Here is a 15,711-nt window from a genome sequence, read left to right on the forward strand (position 1 = left end):
CTCATGGAAACGAAAAGGCCTGCCGAAGCAGGCCTTTCGCATCCCGGTGCGGGGGATCGGCTTATTCGCCGCCGATCACGTCCACGCCCTTGGGCGGCGTGTAGCGGAAGGTGTCGCCCGCGAAGGCGGGATTGCGCTTCCAGGCGGTGAACTCGATCTCGGTGCGCTGGCCCAGGTTGTCGACCACGTGCATCTTCACCAGGCCGCTCTGGCCGAAGCCCAGGCGCGCGCTGCGGAAGGCGGCCTCGGACTCGCGCTTGGGCGCCAGCGACAGCCATTCCAGGCCCTGGTCCATGCCCAGTTCCTTGACCACGAACTGCGCGTCCAGCTTGGCCGGATCGATCAGCGCAGCCAGCGGGCTGTTCTGCTCCTCCACGCCCTGCGGACGCACCGTGGCCTGCTGCAGGTCCGGATCGAACACCCAGACCTTCTTGCCGTCGGCGACGATCAGCTGCGGAAACGGCTTGACGTACTCCCAGCGGAACAGCCTCGGCGCGGACAGCGCGAGGTTGCCGACGGAGCTTTCCTTGAGCTTGCCCTGCTGATCGAAGACCTGCTGGGTGAACTGGCCGCTCAGGCCCTTCAGGCCCTTGGTGAACGTGTTGAGGTCGTCGCGCGCGCCGGCCAGCGCGGTCGTCGAGACCAGCGCGAGCGCCAGCACGGCCCCCATGAAACGAACTGCTCGCATGCGGAAAACTCCGGAATCCACGATTGCCGGCGAGTGTGCCGGCGGTTGTCTGAACAGGCCTCGACGCCGCGGCGGCGGCCGCGGCGAGGTTCATTTCGGCGGCGGCGGTGCCAGCACCGAGCGGTCGCCGTTGTGCTCCGGCGGCGTCACCACGCCCGCGGCTTCCATCGCCTCGATCAGGCGCGCGGCGCGGTTGTAGCCGATCTTCAGGCGACGCTGCACGCCGGAGATCGACGCACGGCGCGTCTCGGTGACGATGCGCACGGCCTCGTCGTAAAGCGGGTCGGATTCGTCGCCGCCACCGCCGCCGCTTTCCGGCAGGCCGGTCGCGCCGACGACGACGCCATCGCCCATCGTCTGCACTTCGTCCAGCACGCCCTCGATGTAGTCCGGGCCGCCGCCGACCTGCTTGAGGTGCTCCACGACGCGGTGCACTTCCTCGTCGGACACGAAGGCACCGTGCACGCGCTCGGGCATCGCCGTGCCCGGCGGCAGGTACAGCATGTCGCCGTGGCCGAGCAGCGTCTCGGCGCCGGACTGGTCGAGGATGGTGCGCGAGTCGATCTTGCTCGACACCTGGAACGCGATGCGCGTGGGAATGTTGGCCTTGATCAGGCCGGTGATGACGTCCACCGACGGACGCTGCGTGGCCAGGATCAGGTGGATGCCGGCGGCGCGCGCCTTCTGCGCCAGGCGGGCGATGAGTTCTTCCACCTTCTTGCCGACGATCATCATCATGTCGGCGAATTCGTCGATGAAGATGACGATGAACGGCAGCGTTTCCAGCGGACGCGGCCCCTCGCCCAGTTCGGCGTTGGGCTTGAACAGCGGGTCCATCATCGGCTGGCCGGCGGCGATGGCGTCGTTCACCTTCTTGTTGAAGCCGGCCAGGTTGCGCACGCCCACGGCCGACATCAGCTTGTAGCGGCGCTCCATTTCGGCCACGCACCAGCGCAGGCCGTTGGCGGCTTCCTTCATGTCGGTGACGACCGGCGCCAGCAGGTGCGGAATGCCCTGGTAGACGGACAGTTCCAGCATCTTCGGGTCGATCATCAGCATCCGCAGGTCTTTCGCGGAGGCCTTGTAGAGCAGCGACAGCACCATCGCGTTGACCGCGACCGACTTACCCGAACCGGTGGTGCCCGCGACCAGCAGGTGCGGCATGCGCGCCAGATCGGCCACCGTCGGACGGCCGGCGATGTCCTTGCCCAGCGCCAGCGTGAGCGGGCTGGTGGACTTGTCGTATTCCTTCGAGCGCAGCAGCTCGGACAGGAAGATCATCTCGCGCGAGGTGTTCGGCGTTTCCAGGCCGATCACGGACTTGCCCGGGATCACGTCGACCACGCGCACCGACTTCACCGACAGCCCGCGCGCGATGTCCTTGTCGAGCGTGCTGATCTGGCTGACCTTGATGCCCGGCGCCGGCTCCAGCTCGAAGCGCGTGATGACCGGGCCCGGATAGGCGCCGACCACCTGCGCATCGATGCGGAAGTCCTTGAGCTTGAATTCGATCTGGCGCGACAGCGTTTCGAGCGTTTCCTCGCTGTAGCCCTTGGGCTGCGGCTTGGGGTCGTCGAGCAGCGCAAGCGGCGGAATGCCGGTGCCGTCGCCGGTGTGGAACAGCGGAATCTGCGTCTCGCGCTTGGCGCGGTCGCTTTTCTCCACGACGGCGGCCGGCGGCGGCGGTTCGATCTTCACCGGCTCGCGCTTGGCTCGCAGCTGGGTGTCGGCCTTGCGGGCTTCCTCGCGCTCCTCGCGGAAGGCGCGCGTCTGCTGCCACTCGCTCGCCTGCTTCTCGCCCTGGCGGAACAGCTTGCTCACCGTCGGACCGAGCGCGAGCACCCACTGCCCGATCTTGTCCATCACCGCGAACCACGAAAGCCCGGTCGCCAGCGTCACCGACACCAGCAGCAGCGCGAGCAGGAACAGGTTGCCGCCCACCGGACCGAAGCCGCTGTAGAGCGACTTGCCGACGAGCTGGCCAAGGATGCCGCCGGCGCGCGCGGAGAACGCTTCGGCATGGCCAACGCGCAGCTCCAGCAGGCCCGTGGCCGAAACGAGGAAGCCGACGATGCCGACCAGCCGCAGCGCCGGACCGAAGTCCGCGTCGCCATCGCCGTCGCTGTCCATGCCGAACAACGCGATCCACGCGATCGCGCCGAGCATGATCGGCAGCAGGAACGCGACGTAGCCGCACAGATACAGCAGCACGTCCGCCGTCCAGGCACCCACGCGCCCGCCGACGTTGTGCAGCGGCGCGGTCACGCTGCCCGAATGCGACCAACCCGGATCCTGCGTCGAGAACGTGACCAGGCTCGCCAGCAGATACAGCAGCAGCGGCGCGATCAGGATCAGCGCGATGTCGCGCATCAGCCGCTGCTTGCGCGGCGACGGCGGCAGCTTCTCGGCCTTGAGCTTCTTTCGACTGGCTGCGGACGCTTGCGCCACCGTGATGTTCTGCCTCAAATGGATTGCGTTAGTTGTTGAATATACGACAGAAGCGGCGGATTCGTGATTTGGGATTGGAGATTCCCTCCCCAACCCTCGTTACGTCTCCCGACCGGTCGAAGCCACGGCTTCGGGTGCCAAACGGACGGAGCCCGGGCGACCCATGGCCGCCCGGGCTCCTTGATTGTAGTTCGGGACTCCCCGGGTGCGGCGGGACCCACTCCTGCGAATCCCGAATCCCGAATCCCGAATCCCGGCTTTTAGACCTTCATGTCCTGCAGCGCCGGGTGGACGATCTTGCCGCCCTCGACGTTGATGCCGCGCACCAGCGCCTGGTTCTGGCGCCACGAGTCGCCCGAGGCCAGCTTGTTGACCCACGGCAGGATCGCCGCGCAGATCGCCTGCGAGCTGGTCTGCGGCACGGCGCCGGGCATGTTGGTCACGCAGAAGTGGGTCACGCCCTCTTCCACGTAGGTCGGCTCCTTCCAGGTGGTCGGGCGCGAGGTTTCGAAGCAACCGCCCTGGTCGATCGAGATGTCGACCAGCACGCTGCCGGCTTCCATGCCCTTGAGCATTTCGCGGTTCATGACGTGCGGGGCCTTGGCGCCGGTGACCAGCACCGCGCCGACGACGAGGTCGGCCGAGGCGACTTCGCGCGCGACGACGTCGGCATACGGGTACAGCGCGGTGACGTTGTTGCCCAGCCGCATCATTTCGTCCATGCGGTCCTGGCGCATTTCGAACACCACGACATTCGAGCCGCCCGCCGCGGCCAGCTGCGCCGACGCGCTGCCGGCCTTGCCCGCGCCGAAGACCACGACCTTGCCGCGCTCGGTCGACGGCAGGCCGCCGAGCAGCTTGCCCTTGCCGCCTTCGGGCTGGTGCAGCAGGTGCGTGCCGACCTGCACCGCGATCTTGCCGGCGATGACCGACATCGGCGCCAGCAGCGGCAGGTCGCCGTTGGGCAGCTCGACGGTCTCAAAGGCGACGCCGGTCAGGCCGATGTCGAGCAACTGGCGGGTGAGCTTGGGCTCGGCGGCCAGGTGCAGGTAGCAGAACAGCAGGTGGTCTTTGCGCAGATGGGCGAGATCGCCGGCGATCGGCTCCTTCACCTTCACGATCAGCTCGCCCTTCTCGTACAGCGCGGCCGCGTCGGGCGCGATCTTCACGCCGAGCTGGGTGTACTGCTCGTCCTTGAAGCCCGACTTGATGCCGGCATCCTTTTCGATCCAGACCTCGTGGCCGCGCTTGACCAGGTCGCCGGCCGCAGCCGGAACGAGCGCTACGCGCCCTTCGAGGGTCTTGGTTTCCTTGGGAACGCCGATCCGCATGTCTCTTACCTTCGATCGTTGAAAAGCCGCGCGGGCTTGCGCGGCTCGTGGGGGTGTGGTGGTGACGAAAAAAACGCCGCATCGGCGGCGCGTCGCCGCCATTGTCGTCCGTCGCGTGGATGGCCTCACGGCGCAGTGCAACATTGCGTCGCGCGGGAGGTCCGGTTCAGTGCCTTGTTTTAGGGGGACCGCGCCGCCAAGCTATGACTCCGACGTTCCATCGACACGCCTGCGTACGGACTTTCCGACAGCACGCCTGCGTATGGCGGAACACACCGCGCGCAGCGCATTCCCGAGCCCGCAATTATACCCATGAGCCCATCGAAGCACTCCCAAGTCATCATCCTCGGTTCCGGCCCGGCCGGCTGGACGGCCGCCGTCTACGCCGCGCGTGCGAACCTGAAGCCGCTGGTGATCACCGGCCTGCAGATGGGCGGCCAGCTGATGACGACCACCGAGGTCGACAACTGGCCCGGCGACGCGCACGGCCTGCTCGGCCCGGACCTGATGGCGCGCATGCAGGCGCATGCCGAACGCTTCGATACCGAAGTCGTCTTCGATCACATCCATACGGCCGATCTATCCTCGCGCCCGTTCCGCCTGATCGGCGACAGCGGCGAATACACCGCCGACGCGCTGATCATCGCCACCGGCGCCACCGCGAAGTATCTGGGCCTGCCGTCGGAAGAGATGTTCAAGGGTCGCGGCGTGTCCGCGTGCGCGACCTGCGACGGCTTCTTCTACAAGGAGCAGGACGTGGCGGTGATCGGCGGCGGCAACACCGCGGTCGAAGAAGCGCTGTACCTGTCGAACATCGCGCGCAAGGTCTACCTCGTGCACCGCCGCGACACGCTGCGCGCCGAGAAGATCATGCAGGACAAGCTGTTCGCGAAGATCCAGTCCGGCAAGATCGAGCCGATCTGGCACCACCAGGTCGATGAAGTGCTCGGCAATGACGTCGGCGTGACCGGCCTGCGCGTGAAGTCGGTGCAGGACGGTTCGACGAAGGAGATCGCGATCCACGGCCTGTTCGTCGCCATCGGCCACACGCCGAACACTTCGCTGTTCGAGGGCCAGTTGGAGATGAAGAACGGCTACCTCGTCATCAAGACCGGCTTGGACGGCAACGCCACGCACACGTCCGTGCCGGGCGTGTTCGCCGCCGGCGACGTCGCCGACCAGGTCTACCGCCAGGCGATCACTTCGGCCGGCTTCGGCTGCATGGCTGCGCTGGACGCCGAGAAGTTCCTCGACAAGGAAGGCTGATGCACGAAGTCGTGGAGCGCACGCTCGATATCCGTCCGCATCTGCAGGAGCAGCTGGACGAAGACGACCTGGCGCGCATCCACGACTTCCTCGCCCGCGAGTCCTACTGGGCCGCGGGCATTCCGCTGGACACGCTGCGCCGCGCACTGGCGAATTCGGTCTGCTACGGCGGCTACATCGACGGCCGCCTCGTTGCCTTCGCGCGCGCGATCAGCGACCGCGCGACGTTCGCTTATCTCGCGGATGTCTTCGTACTCGAACCGTTCCGTGGCCGCGGCCACGGCCGTGCGCTGGTCGCTGCACTGATGGCCGACGACGCGCTGCAGGGCCTGCGCCGCTGGCACCTGGTCACGCGCGACATGCAGGGGCTCTACGCCGGCCTGGGCTTCACCGGCCTGACGCAGCCCGAACGCCACATGCAGCGACACGACCCCGACGTCTATCGCGGCCAGTCCGGCGGTTGAGCGATGGTGAAGGTGCGCATCCTGGAATCGCTGGCGGAGGTTTCCTCCGCGCAGTGGGACGCGCTGCACGACGGCGCCAATCCCTTCGTCGCGCACGCCTTCCTGCACGGCCTGGAAGAGCACGGCTGCCTGCGCGCGAAATGGGGCTGGCGCGCGCAGCATCTGACGTTGTGGGAAGACGATGAACTGATCGCCGCCGCACCGGCGTATCTGAAAGAGAACTCGCACGGCGAGTTCGTGTTCGACCACGCCTGGGCGCACGCGTACGACCGCGCCGGACTGGCGTACTTTCCGAAATGGCTGTGCGCCGTGCCCTACTCGCCCGTCACCGGGCCGCGCCTGCTCGCACGTACGCCGCAGCGACGGCGAATGCTGACCGAGCGGATGGCCGCGTTGTGCGCAAGCAACGGGTTGTCGTCGGCGCACGTGAATTTCCACCGGCACGATGAAGACGCCGATTTCGGCGACGACTGGCTGCAGCGCCTGGATCTGCAATACCACTGGCGCAACGATCGCGGCTGGCGCGACTTCGACGATTACCTCGCGGCCTTCGATCACAAACACCGCAAGAACATCCGCCAGGAGCGCGCGAAGGTCGCGCGGGCCGGTATCACGTTCCGCATAGTCGACGGCACGCAGGCCAGTGACGACGAGCTGGCGACGATGCACGGCTTCTACCTTCAGACCTTCGCCGAGTACGGCAACCACCCGGCGATCACGCTGGAGTTCCTGCATCACCTCGCCCGCACGATGCCGCAGGCGCTGGTCATCGTCCTGGCGATGCGCGCCGATCGCCCGATCGCGGGGGCCTTGTGCATGCGCGGCGGCGACACGCTGTACGGTCGCTACTGGGGTGCCAGCGAGATGGCGCCGGGACTGCATTTCGAGACCTGTTATTACCAGGGCATCGACTACTGCCTGCGCGAAGGCCTCACGCGTTTCGAACCCGGCGCACAGGGCGAGCACAAGCTGGCGCGGGGCTTCCTGCCCACGTTCGTGCGCAGCCGCCATTGGGTCGCGCACGACGACTTCCGCGACGCGCTGCGCGACTGGTGTGCCCAGGAGGCCGAGTCCGTCCGCGCTTATGCGAGCACGCTCGCGCGGCATTCGCCCTTCAAGGCGGACGCGGGCGCGGCACAGGGCGATGCGCCATCATCCCCGGCGTGAGCACCCTGCCCGCCCTGCTGCCGTCCGAGCCCGACGCGCCGTTCCCGCCGGTCGAAGACGCCCTGCGCCAGCCCGACGGGTTGCTCGCCGTGGGCGGCGACCTGACGCCGACACGCCTGCTCAACGCGTATCGCCACGGGATCTTCCCCTGGTACTCGCAGGGGCAGCCGATCCTGTGGTGGAGCCCGGACCCGCGCACGGTGTTCGCGACCGACGCCGTGAGGCTGTCGTCCAGGTTTCGCCGCAGCCTGCGTCGCTCGCACTGGGACGTCCGCGCCGACACCGCCTTCGCGCAGGTCATCCGCGCATGCGCAGACACGCCACGCCCAGGCCAGCGCGGCACGTGGATCACGCCGGAGATGCGCGCGGCCTATGAGCGCATGCACGCGCTCGGTCATGCGCATTCGATCGAGGTCTTCGACGGCGACCGGCTCGTCGGCGGGATCTACGGCATGGCGATGGGCCGGATGTTCTTCGGCGAAAGCATGTTCAGCGCGGAATCCGGCGGATCCAAGGTCGCCCTCGCCGCCCTGGCCTGGCACCTGCGCGACTGGGGCTGGCCACTGATCGATGCCCAGGTGGAGAACGACCACCTGCTCAGCCTGGGAGCGCAGTGCTGGCCCAGACCGCGGTTCGTCGCGGCTGTCGCGGAACTGACCCAAATGCCCGGCACCGTAGGGACCTGGTCGGAGCGGGTCGGGCACTGGCCGGCCTCGCGGCTGGCGGCCCCCGCAAGGCCCTCCGGGCCGGTTCCAGCGGACCCTTAACCGATTTTTTGCACGAACGCCACCGGCATGGCAAAATGCGGGGCTTCGTTGACCGTTCCCGATCCCGGGGCGGCACCACGACCCCACACTCCAGGAACCACATGGCAAAAGATGACGTGATCGAATTCGAGGGCACGGTGGCGGAAACCCTTCCGAACACCATGTTCCGGGTGCGCCTCGAAAACGGGCACGAGATCATTGCCCACATCTCCGGTCGCATGCGCAAGAACTACATCCGCATTCTGACCGGCGACAAGGTGAAGGTCGAAATGACCCCGTACGACCTGACCAAGGGTCGTATCACTTACCGCATGAAGTGATTCCCGGCGAATCCACTTCATAAAATTGCGGTAACTGTTTGACTGGAAAGCGGCCCATGGCCGCTTTCTTCGTTTCCGGGTGACCGTGCCGCCCGACATCCCGCGTTGTTCCCCAGAACCGGCCACCGGCCGCTTTCGGGACACCGCCATGCCCAGCCGTCGAGCGTTCCTCGCAGCACAGGGCGCGCTGTTCGCCGCCGCCGCGGCGCCCACGGGACTGCTTGCCGCCCTGGTCGCCGACACGCCGCCGTTGCCGCGGCTGGACGACTGGGAGTCGGTACGCGGCCTCTTCCGCCTCGATCCGGCCTACCTGCACTTTTCCGGTTTCTTCATCGCCTCGCACCCGGAGCCGGTGCGCCAGGCCATCGAAACCTTCCGACGCACCCTGGATGCGAACCCGCTGCTCACGGTCGAGCACGGCATGTTCGGGACCGATGAGCAGAACCTGGAGCGCGTCGTGCGCGAGGCCGCAGCGCCCTACCTCGGAGGACGTGCGGACGACATCGCGCTGACCGGCAGCACCACGATGGGACTCGCGCTGGTCTATCACGGCCTGCAACTCAAGCCGGGCGACGAGATCCTGACCACCGTGCACGATCACGTCGTCCACCACGAGTCGATCCGCCTGTCTGCGCTGCGCAATGGCGCGACGGTCCGGAAGATCCGCCTGTTCGAGCGATCCGAAGACGCGACCGTCGAGGGCATGGTCGCCGCGGTTCGCGAAGGCATCGGCCCGAAGACACGCGTGCTCGGCATCACATGGGTGCAATCCAGCACCGGCCTGCGCGCGCCGGTGCGCGAGATCGCCGACGCCGTCGCCGCGATCAACGCCAAGCGCAGCGAGGAGCAGCGCGTGCGGATCGTGCTGGATGGCGTGCACGGATTCGGCTGCGTCGACGTGGCTGCGGCCGAACTGGGCGTCGATTACTTCTGCGCCGGCACGCACAAATGGATCCTCGGCCCGCGCGGGACCGGCCTGGTGTGGGCATCGGCGGAGAACTGGGCGCGGCTGCGGCCGACGATCCCGTCCTTCTCGGACTTCGAACTCTACGAAGCCTGGATGGAAGACCGTCCCGTGCGCGGACCGAATGTCGCCGCGCGTGTCACGCCGGGCGGATTCCACGCCTACGAACACCACTGGGGACTGGCGAGCGCGTTCGCGCTCCAGCAGCAGCTGGGGCGGCCGCGAGTAGCGGGCCGCATCGCCGAACTCAACGGTCGCATCAAGGACGGGCTGGCCGGCATTCCGGGCCTGACGCTGCATACGCCCCGGGACCCGGCGCTGTCGGCCGGAATCTGCTGTTTCGAACTCAAGGGGAAGACGCCGGAGCAGATCGTCGCGGCGATGGTCGCCCGCAAGGTCCTCGCCAGCAGCAGTCCGTACGCGGTGAGTTATGCGCGCCTGGCGGGCGGCCTGATGAACACACCCGACCAGGTCGATCAGGCGTTGGCGGCACTGCGCGAAGTCGCAAAGTCCTGACAGCGGGGGCCTGACAGCAAAACGCCGGACCGCTCGATGCGGCCCGGCGCTTTGTCGTGCTTCGAACGATCACACCGTCGCCGGCAACAGCTTCTCCGGCTCGGCCTGGGCCGTGACGACCAGCTCGTCGTCCTTGACGTCGATGCTGACCTTGCCGCCGTTGACCAGCTTGCCGAAGAGCAGCTCGTCGGCCAGCGGACGCTTGATCTTCTCCTGGATCACGCGCGCCATCGGGCGGGCGCCCATCAGCGGGTCGAAGCCGTGCTGGGCCAGCCAGTCGCGGGCGGTCGGCGTGGCCGACAGCGCCACGTCCTTCTCGTGCAGCTGGGTTTCCAGCTCGATCAGGAACTTGTCCACCACGCGCAGGATGTGGTCGAAGCCCAGCGCCTGGAACTGCACCACCGCGTCCAGGCGGTTGCGGAACTCCGGCGTGAAGCCGCGGCGGATCGCTTCCATCGCGTCGGTGGAATGGTCCTGCTTGGTGAAGCCGATCGAACGACGCGAGGCCTGCGCGGCGCCGGCGTTCGTGGTCATCACCAGGATCACGTTCTTGAAGTTCGCCTCGCGGCCGTTGGTGTCGGTGAGCACGCCACGGTCCATGACCTGCAGCAGAATGTTGAAGATGTCCGGATGGGCCTTCTCGACCTCGTCCAGCAGCAGCACGCAGTGCGGCGTCTTGACGATCTTCTCCGTCAGCAGGCCGCCCTGGTCGAAGCCGACGTAGCCCGGGGGCGCGCCGATCAGGCGGCTGACCGAGTGCGGCTCCATGTACTCGGACATGTCGAAGCGGACCAGCTCGATGCCCAGCTGCAGCGCGAGCTGCTTGGTCACCTCGGTCTTGCCCACGCCGGTGGGACCTGCGAACAGGAAGTTGCCGATCGGCTTGTCCGGATTGCCCAGGCCCGAGCGGGCGAGCTTGATCGCCGAAGTCAGGGTCTCGATGGCCGGATCCTGGCCGAAGATCACCATCTTCAGGTTGCGCTCGAGGTTCTTGAGCACGTCCTTGTCCGATGCGCTGACCTGCTTGGTCGGGATGCGCGCCATCTTGGCGACGATGGTTTCGATTTCTTCCACGTCGATCAGGCTCTTGCGCAGGCCTTCGGCCAGCAAGCGCTGGCGCGCGCCGGCCTCGTCGATGACGTCGATGGCCTTGTCGGGCAGCAGGCGGTCGCCGATGTGCTTGACCGACAGGTCCACCGCGGCCTGCAGCGCCTCGTCGGCGTAGGTCACGCCGTGGTGCGCCTCGTACTTGGGCTTGAGGCCCTGCAGGATTTCATAGGCCTCGCCCACCGTCGGCTCGACGATGTCGATCTTCTGGAAGCGACGGGCCAGCGCGCGGTCCTTCTCGAAGATGCCGCGGTATTCCTGGAACGTGGTCGAGCCGATGCAACGCAGCTCGCCCGACGCCAGCGCCGGCTTGATCAGGTTGCTCGCATCCATGGTGCCGCCGCTGGCGGAGCCGGCGCCGATGATGGTGTGGATCTCGTCGATGAAGAGCACGGCCTCGGGCAGCTTCTTGAGCTGGGTGAGGACGGCCTTCAGGCGCTTCTCGAAGTCGCCACGGTACTTTGTGCCGGCGACCAGCGCGCCCAGGTCGAGCGCGTAGATCGTGGCGTCGGCCAGCACGTCCGGCACGTCGCCGTCGACGATGCGCTTGGCCAGGCCTTCGGCGATGGCGGTCTTGCCCACGCCGGCCTCGCCGACGTAGAGCGGGTTGTTCTTGCGGCGGCGGCACAGCACCTGGATGGTGCGTTCCACCTCGTCGGCACGGCCGACCAGCGGGTCGATCTTGCCTTCGCGCGCGAGCAGGTTGAGGTTGACGGCGAACTCCGCCAGTGCGTCGCCCTTGCCCTCGCCCTCGCCGCCTTCACCGGAATGCGATTCGCCCTCTTCCTGCGAACGCGACGGCTCCTCGCCGCCCTGCTTGGCGATGCCGTGCGAGATGTAATTGACGACGTCCAGCCGCGCCACGTCCTGCTGGTTGAGGAAGTAGACGGCGTGGCTGTCCTTCTCGCCGAAGATCGCCACCAGCACGTTGGCGCCGGTGACTTCCTTCTTGCCGCTGGACTGGACGTGGTAGACCGCGCGCTGCAGGACGCGCTGGAAACCCAGCGTCGGCTGGGTGTCGCGGTCGACGTCCTCGGGCAGCACCGACACCGAGGTGGCGATGGCCTGTTCCAGGTCGGTGCGCAGGCGCGGGAAGTCGACTCCGCAGGCCTTGAGCACGCTTTCGGCCGAGGGGTTGTCGAGCAGCGCCAGCAGCAGGTGTTCGACCGTCATGTACTCATGGCGCGCCTCGCGGGCACGCTTGTAGCACTGGCCGATGCTGTATTCGAGATCCTTGCTGAACATGGTGGCGTAAGCCTCCGGAAGCTACTGCCGTCCTAGATGGGGACGGGCATGGGGAATTCCATGCTCGCAAGGCCCGGGAACCGGAGGGTCCCCCCTTATCGCTCAGGACGTACTGAGCGGAAGTTTTAGGCCTTCTCCATGGTGCACAGCAAGGGATGTTGGTTGAGTCTTGAAAATTCGTTCACCTGCGCCACCTTCGATTCTGCAACCTCGCGGGTGAAAACGCCGCACACGCCGCGGCCGCGGGTGTGCACGTGGAGCATGATCTGGGTGGCCTTTTCGGCGTTCATGGCGAAAAAGCGCATCAGCACCTCCACCACGAAGTCCATCGGCGTGTAGTCGTCGTTCAGCAGAAGGACGGAATACAGCGGCGGACGGGCGATTTCCGGCTTTCCGGTCTCCACCAGGACGCCGTGCTGGTGCTCATGTTCGGTCTGTTTGGCCATGGGCGGATTATAGGGTGCCCGCCCAGGCGGTCGTGGACGCCCGTGCCTGCCGGCCGGCACAATGGACTCTTACGTACGTCACACATCTCAGGAAGGTTCATGCGTCTTCACGTACTCGCCATCGCCCTGCTGTCGTGGTCGATCTCGATGCCGACGGTTGCCGCCGACAAGGCCTCCACGAGTGCAACGGAGCGTTCTGCCGATCCCGCCGTCGCCAAGCAGCTCAAGGGCCTGGATTACCAGTACGAGGTCGACGACGACGGCGACTACAAGCTCACCTTCGACCTGGACAACGACCGCTCGCAGCTGGCGTTCGTGATCTCCACGGTGGAGAGCTTCGGCGACACGAAGATCCGTGAGGTCTGGGCGCCGGCGTACCGCGCGCCGGAAGGCCGCTTCCCGGTCGAGGTCGCCAACCGTCTGCTGGAGGACAGCCAGTCCAGCAAGCTCGGCGGCTGGGTCAAGCAGGGCGACATGGCGGTGTTCGTGGTCAAGCTGGCGGCCGATGCGACCGCGAAACAGCTCGACGACGCGCTCGACTTCGTCCTGCGCACCGCCGACCAGATGGAACTGGAACTCACCGGCAAGGACGAGTTCTGATGAGCTACCGTCAGGGTCGCTTCTGGCAGCCTGACGTCACCGTCGCCACGGTGGTGGTGGACGCCGGGCGCCTGTTGCTGGTGGAGGAGTCCGTGGGCGGAAAGCTCGTCCTCAACCAGCCGGCGGGCCACCTGGAGCCCGACGAGACCCTGATCGAAGCCGCTTTGCGCGAGACGCGCGAGGAAACCGGCTGGGACGTGCGCCTGACGGCGTTCGTGGGTGCCTACCAGTGGAAGGCGCCGCTCAACCCCGATGGCAGCGGCGGTCGTCACTACCTGCGCTTCGCCTTCGCCGCCGAGCCCGTCTCGCACGACCCGGCCCGCCCGCTCGATGAAGGCATCGTGCGCGCCCTGTGGATGACGCCCAGCGAGCTGGAAGCCGCCAGTGCGCGTCATCGCAGCCCGCTCGTCTGGCGGGTGGCCGCCGACTTCCTCGGCGGCCGTCGCCACCCCCTGGAACTCACCCAGCACCTGGCATGAGCACCGCGGCGCGCACCATCGTCGGCATGTCCGGAGGCGTCGATTCCTCCGTGGCCGCGTTGCGCCTGCGCGACGAGGGCGAGCCGATCGCCGGCTTGTTCATGCAGAACTGGGCCGACGATGGTAGCGGCGACTGCCGCGCCGAAGACGACCGCCGCGACGCGGTGGCCGTCAGCGGGCGCCTGGGCGTGCCGATCCATTTCCGCGATTTCTCCGGCGAGTATTGGGCCGGCGTCTTCGAACATTTCCTGGCCGAGTACGCCGCCGGCCGCACGCCCAATCCGGACGTGCTGTGCAACCGCGAGATCAAGTTCAAGTATTTCCTCGACGCAGCGCGCGCGCTGGGCGCGGAGTTCATCGCGACGGGTCACTACGCCCGGGTCGAGGAACGCGACGGCCGCCACCTGCTGCTGCGTGCGGTGGATCGCAGCAAGGACCAGAGCTATTTCCTGCACCAGCTCGGCCAGGCGCAGCTTGCGGCGACGAAGTTCCCGCTGGGCGGGCTCCTCAAGCGCGATGTGCGGCAGATGGCGCTCGACGCCGGTCTGCCCACCGCGGCGAAGAAGGACTCCACCGGCATCTGCTTCATCGGGGAACGCGATTTCCGCGAGTTCCTCGGCCGCTACCTGCCCGCGCGCGAGGGCGAGATGCGCACGCCCGACGGCCGCGTGATCGGCCGCCATCCCGGCGTGTTCTATTTCACCCTTGGCCAGCGCGAAGGGCTGAACATCGGCGGCGTGCGCGGTTTCGAGGCGGCGCCGTGGTACGTGGTCGGCAAGGACGTGACGGAGAACGTGCTGTACGTCGACCAGGGCGCCGACAACCCGTGGCTGCATTCGCAGGCGCTGTGGTCGGAAGCGGCGCACTGGATCGCGGGCAGCGCGCCCGCGTCACGCTTCGAATGCTCCGCGCAGACCCGCTACCGCCAGGCCGACGAGGCCTGCGAGGTCGAAGTACGCGACGACGGCACGCTGGCGGTGCGCTTCGCCCGTCCGCAGCGCGCGGTCACGCCGGGGCAATCCCTGGTGCTTTACGACGGCGAGGTCTGCCTGGGCGGCGCGGTGATCGCCGCCACGGACGCGCCCCTGGAAGAACGATTGAAGGCCCGAGCCGCATGACCCAGAACACGTCGATGTCCACGCGCGTCCTCGCCCTTGCCGGCCTCGTGCAGGCCCTGGCGCAGGTGCGGCGCGTCGCGGACACCGGACAGGCGAACGCCGCCATCCTCGCCACCGCCATGGATTCGGTGTTCCGGATCGATGCGCCCTCGCCCGCCGCGGTCTACGGCGACCTCGAGGCGCTGCGCCCGGGGCTTACGCTGTTGCGCGACTACTTCGGCAGCTCCCAGCGCGACGAGCAGTTGCCGCGCCTGGTGCTGGCCGTGATGCAGCTGGAACGCCGCTTCGTGCGCGACGACGACATGGGCCGGCGTGTCCAGGCGGGCATTCGCGCGCAAGCCGGCAATGCCGAGCGAATGGGCGCCACGCACCCGGACGTCATGGCCGCGCTGGGTGCGCTGTATGCCGAAACCCTGAGCCACCTGCGCCCGCGCGTGCTCGTGCAGGGCAACCCGCACTACCTCGGGCAGGCGACGGTGGTGTCGGAAGTGCGCGCGATCCTGCTGGCGGCCGTGCGCTCGGCCGTGCTGTGGCGCCAGTGCGGCGGCAGCCTCTGGGACTTCCTGCTGCGCCGGCGCGCACTGCTCGAGGCCGTGCGCGACCACCTGGAAGGCTGAGCCGCCGTTCGGCGACCCTCGTCAGCCCGAGATCGAGCCGAACCCCAGTGCCCACCACACCGCGGCCACCAGCGCCGCGGCGATCGTCCAGCGCATCGCCTGCTCCACCCGGTCGGACCGGGCCGGCTTGTCGGTTCTCATGTCGCATTCCCCCTGCGTGCCGCGAAT

15 protein-coding genes are annotated in these 15,711 nt (G+C 67.5%); 10 read left to right on the forward strand and 5 right to left on the reverse strand.

Annotated elements, in window-relative coordinates:
* Positions 1-61: 61 nt before the first annotated feature.
* The 3 genes from lolA to JI752_RS17375 form a co-directional block, all read right to left on the reverse strand.
* Positions 62-688, reverse strand: coding sequence for an outer membrane lipoprotein chaperone LolA (gene lolA, locus JI752_RS17365; protein ID WP_216966485.1), 627 nt, complete (start codon positions 686-688; stop codon positions 62-64).
* A 90-nt stretch (positions 689-778) separates the two neighbouring features.
* Positions 779-3,136, reverse strand: a complete 2,358-nt coding sequence (locus tag JI752_RS17370) for a DNA translocase FtsK 4TM domain-containing protein (RefSeq protein WP_345777370.1) — start codon at positions 3,134-3,136, stop codon at positions 779-781.
* A gap of 260 nt (positions 3,137-3,396) precedes the next feature.
* Entirely contained in the window at positions 3,397-4,467 is a 1,071-nt protein-coding gene (locus JI752_RS17375) for an alanine dehydrogenase (RefSeq protein WP_216966487.1), read from the reverse strand.
* A 312-nt stretch (positions 4,468-4,779) separates the two neighbouring features.
* Between JI752_RS17375 and trxB the strand changes: the two genes are divergently transcribed.
* The 6 genes from trxB to JI752_RS17405 all read left to right on the forward strand — a co-directional run bounded on the left by trxB (position 4,780) and on the right by JI752_RS17405 (position 9,931).
* On the forward strand, positions 4,780-5,733 hold the full coding sequence (trxB, locus tag JI752_RS17380) for a thioredoxin-disulfide reductase (RefSeq protein ID WP_216966489.1): 954 nt from the start codon (positions 4,780-4,782) through the stop codon (positions 5,731-5,733).
* Complete coding sequence (locus tag JI752_RS17385; protein ID WP_216966491.1) at positions 5,733-6,197, forward strand: GNAT family N-acetyltransferase; 465 nt, start codon at positions 5,733-5,735, stop codon at positions 6,195-6,197. Before trxB ends, JI752_RS17385 begins: the two co-directional genes overlap by 1 nt.
* A 3-nt stretch (positions 6,198-6,200) precedes the next feature.
* Complete coding sequence (locus JI752_RS17390) at positions 6,201-7,364, forward strand: GNAT family N-acetyltransferase (RefSeq protein WP_216966493.1); 1,164 nt, start codon at positions 6,201-6,203, stop codon at positions 7,362-7,364.
* Positions 7,361-8,131 (forward strand): leucyl/phenylalanyl-tRNA--protein transferase, encoded by a 771-nt coding sequence (gene aat, locus JI752_RS17395; protein ID WP_216966495.1) that lies wholly within the window; start codon positions 7,361-7,363, stop codon positions 8,129-8,131. The genes JI752_RS17390 and aat overlap by 4 nt, the downstream gene beginning before the upstream one ends.
* A gap of 101 nt (positions 8,132-8,232) precedes the next feature.
* Positions 8,233-8,451, forward strand: a complete 219-nt coding sequence (gene infA / locus JI752_RS17400) for a translation initiation factor IF-1 (protein WP_031372296.1) — start codon at positions 8,233-8,235, stop codon at positions 8,449-8,451.
* Positions 8,452-8,599: 148 nt separating this feature from the next.
* Positions 8,600-9,931: an aminotransferase class V-fold PLP-dependent enzyme gene (locus tag JI752_RS17405; RefSeq protein ID WP_216966497.1), complete on the forward strand. Its 1,332-nt coding sequence runs from the start codon at positions 8,600-8,602 to the stop codon at positions 9,929-9,931.
* Between the two features lie 69 nt (positions 9,932-10,000).
* Here JI752_RS17405 and clpA read toward each other — a convergent pair whose 3' ends face one another.
* Entirely contained in the window at positions 10,001-12,283 is a 2,283-nt protein-coding gene (gene clpA / locus JI752_RS17410) for an ATP-dependent Clp protease ATP-binding subunit ClpA (protein WP_216966499.1), read from the reverse strand.
* 125 nt (positions 12,284-12,408) lie between these two features.
* On the reverse strand, positions 12,409-12,729 hold the full coding sequence (gene clpS / locus JI752_RS17415; RefSeq protein ID WP_115841517.1) for an ATP-dependent Clp protease adapter ClpS: 321 nt from the start codon (positions 12,727-12,729) through the stop codon (positions 12,409-12,411).
* Between the two features lie 99 nt (positions 12,730-12,828).
* On the opposite strand from clpS, the gene JI752_RS17420 reads away from it, so the two are divergent.
* Genes JI752_RS17420 through hflD form a run of 4 tightly spaced genes read left to right on the forward strand, consistent with a single transcriptional unit; the run spans position 12,829 to position 15,543 of the window.
* Positions 12,829-13,329: a YbjN domain-containing protein gene (locus tag JI752_RS17420; RefSeq protein ID WP_254201115.1), complete on the forward strand. Its 501-nt coding sequence runs from the start codon at positions 12,829-12,831 to the stop codon at positions 13,327-13,329.
* Positions 13,329-13,808: an NUDIX hydrolase gene (locus tag JI752_RS17425; RefSeq protein WP_216966501.1), complete on the forward strand. Its 480-nt coding sequence runs from the start codon at positions 13,329-13,331 to the stop codon at positions 13,806-13,808. Before JI752_RS17420 ends, JI752_RS17425 begins: the two co-directional genes overlap by 1 nt.
* Positions 13,805-14,926 (forward strand): tRNA 2-thiouridine(34) synthase MnmA, encoded by a 1,122-nt coding sequence (mnmA, locus tag JI752_RS17430; protein WP_216966503.1) that lies wholly within the window; start codon positions 13,805-13,807, stop codon positions 14,924-14,926. The genes JI752_RS17425 and mnmA overlap by 4 nt, the downstream gene beginning before the upstream one ends.
* Positions 14,927-14,940: 14 nt before the next feature.
* Entirely contained in the window at positions 14,941-15,543 is a 603-nt protein-coding gene (gene hflD, locus JI752_RS17435; RefSeq protein ID WP_216966505.1) for a high frequency lysogenization protein HflD, read from the forward strand.
* Positions 15,544-15,711 lie beyond the last annotated feature (168 nt).

It is taken from the genome of Lysobacter sp. MMG2, from assembly GCF_016735495.2.
Taxonomy (GTDB): domain Bacteria; phylum Pseudomonadota; class Gammaproteobacteria; order Xanthomonadales; family Xanthomonadaceae; genus Lysobacter_J.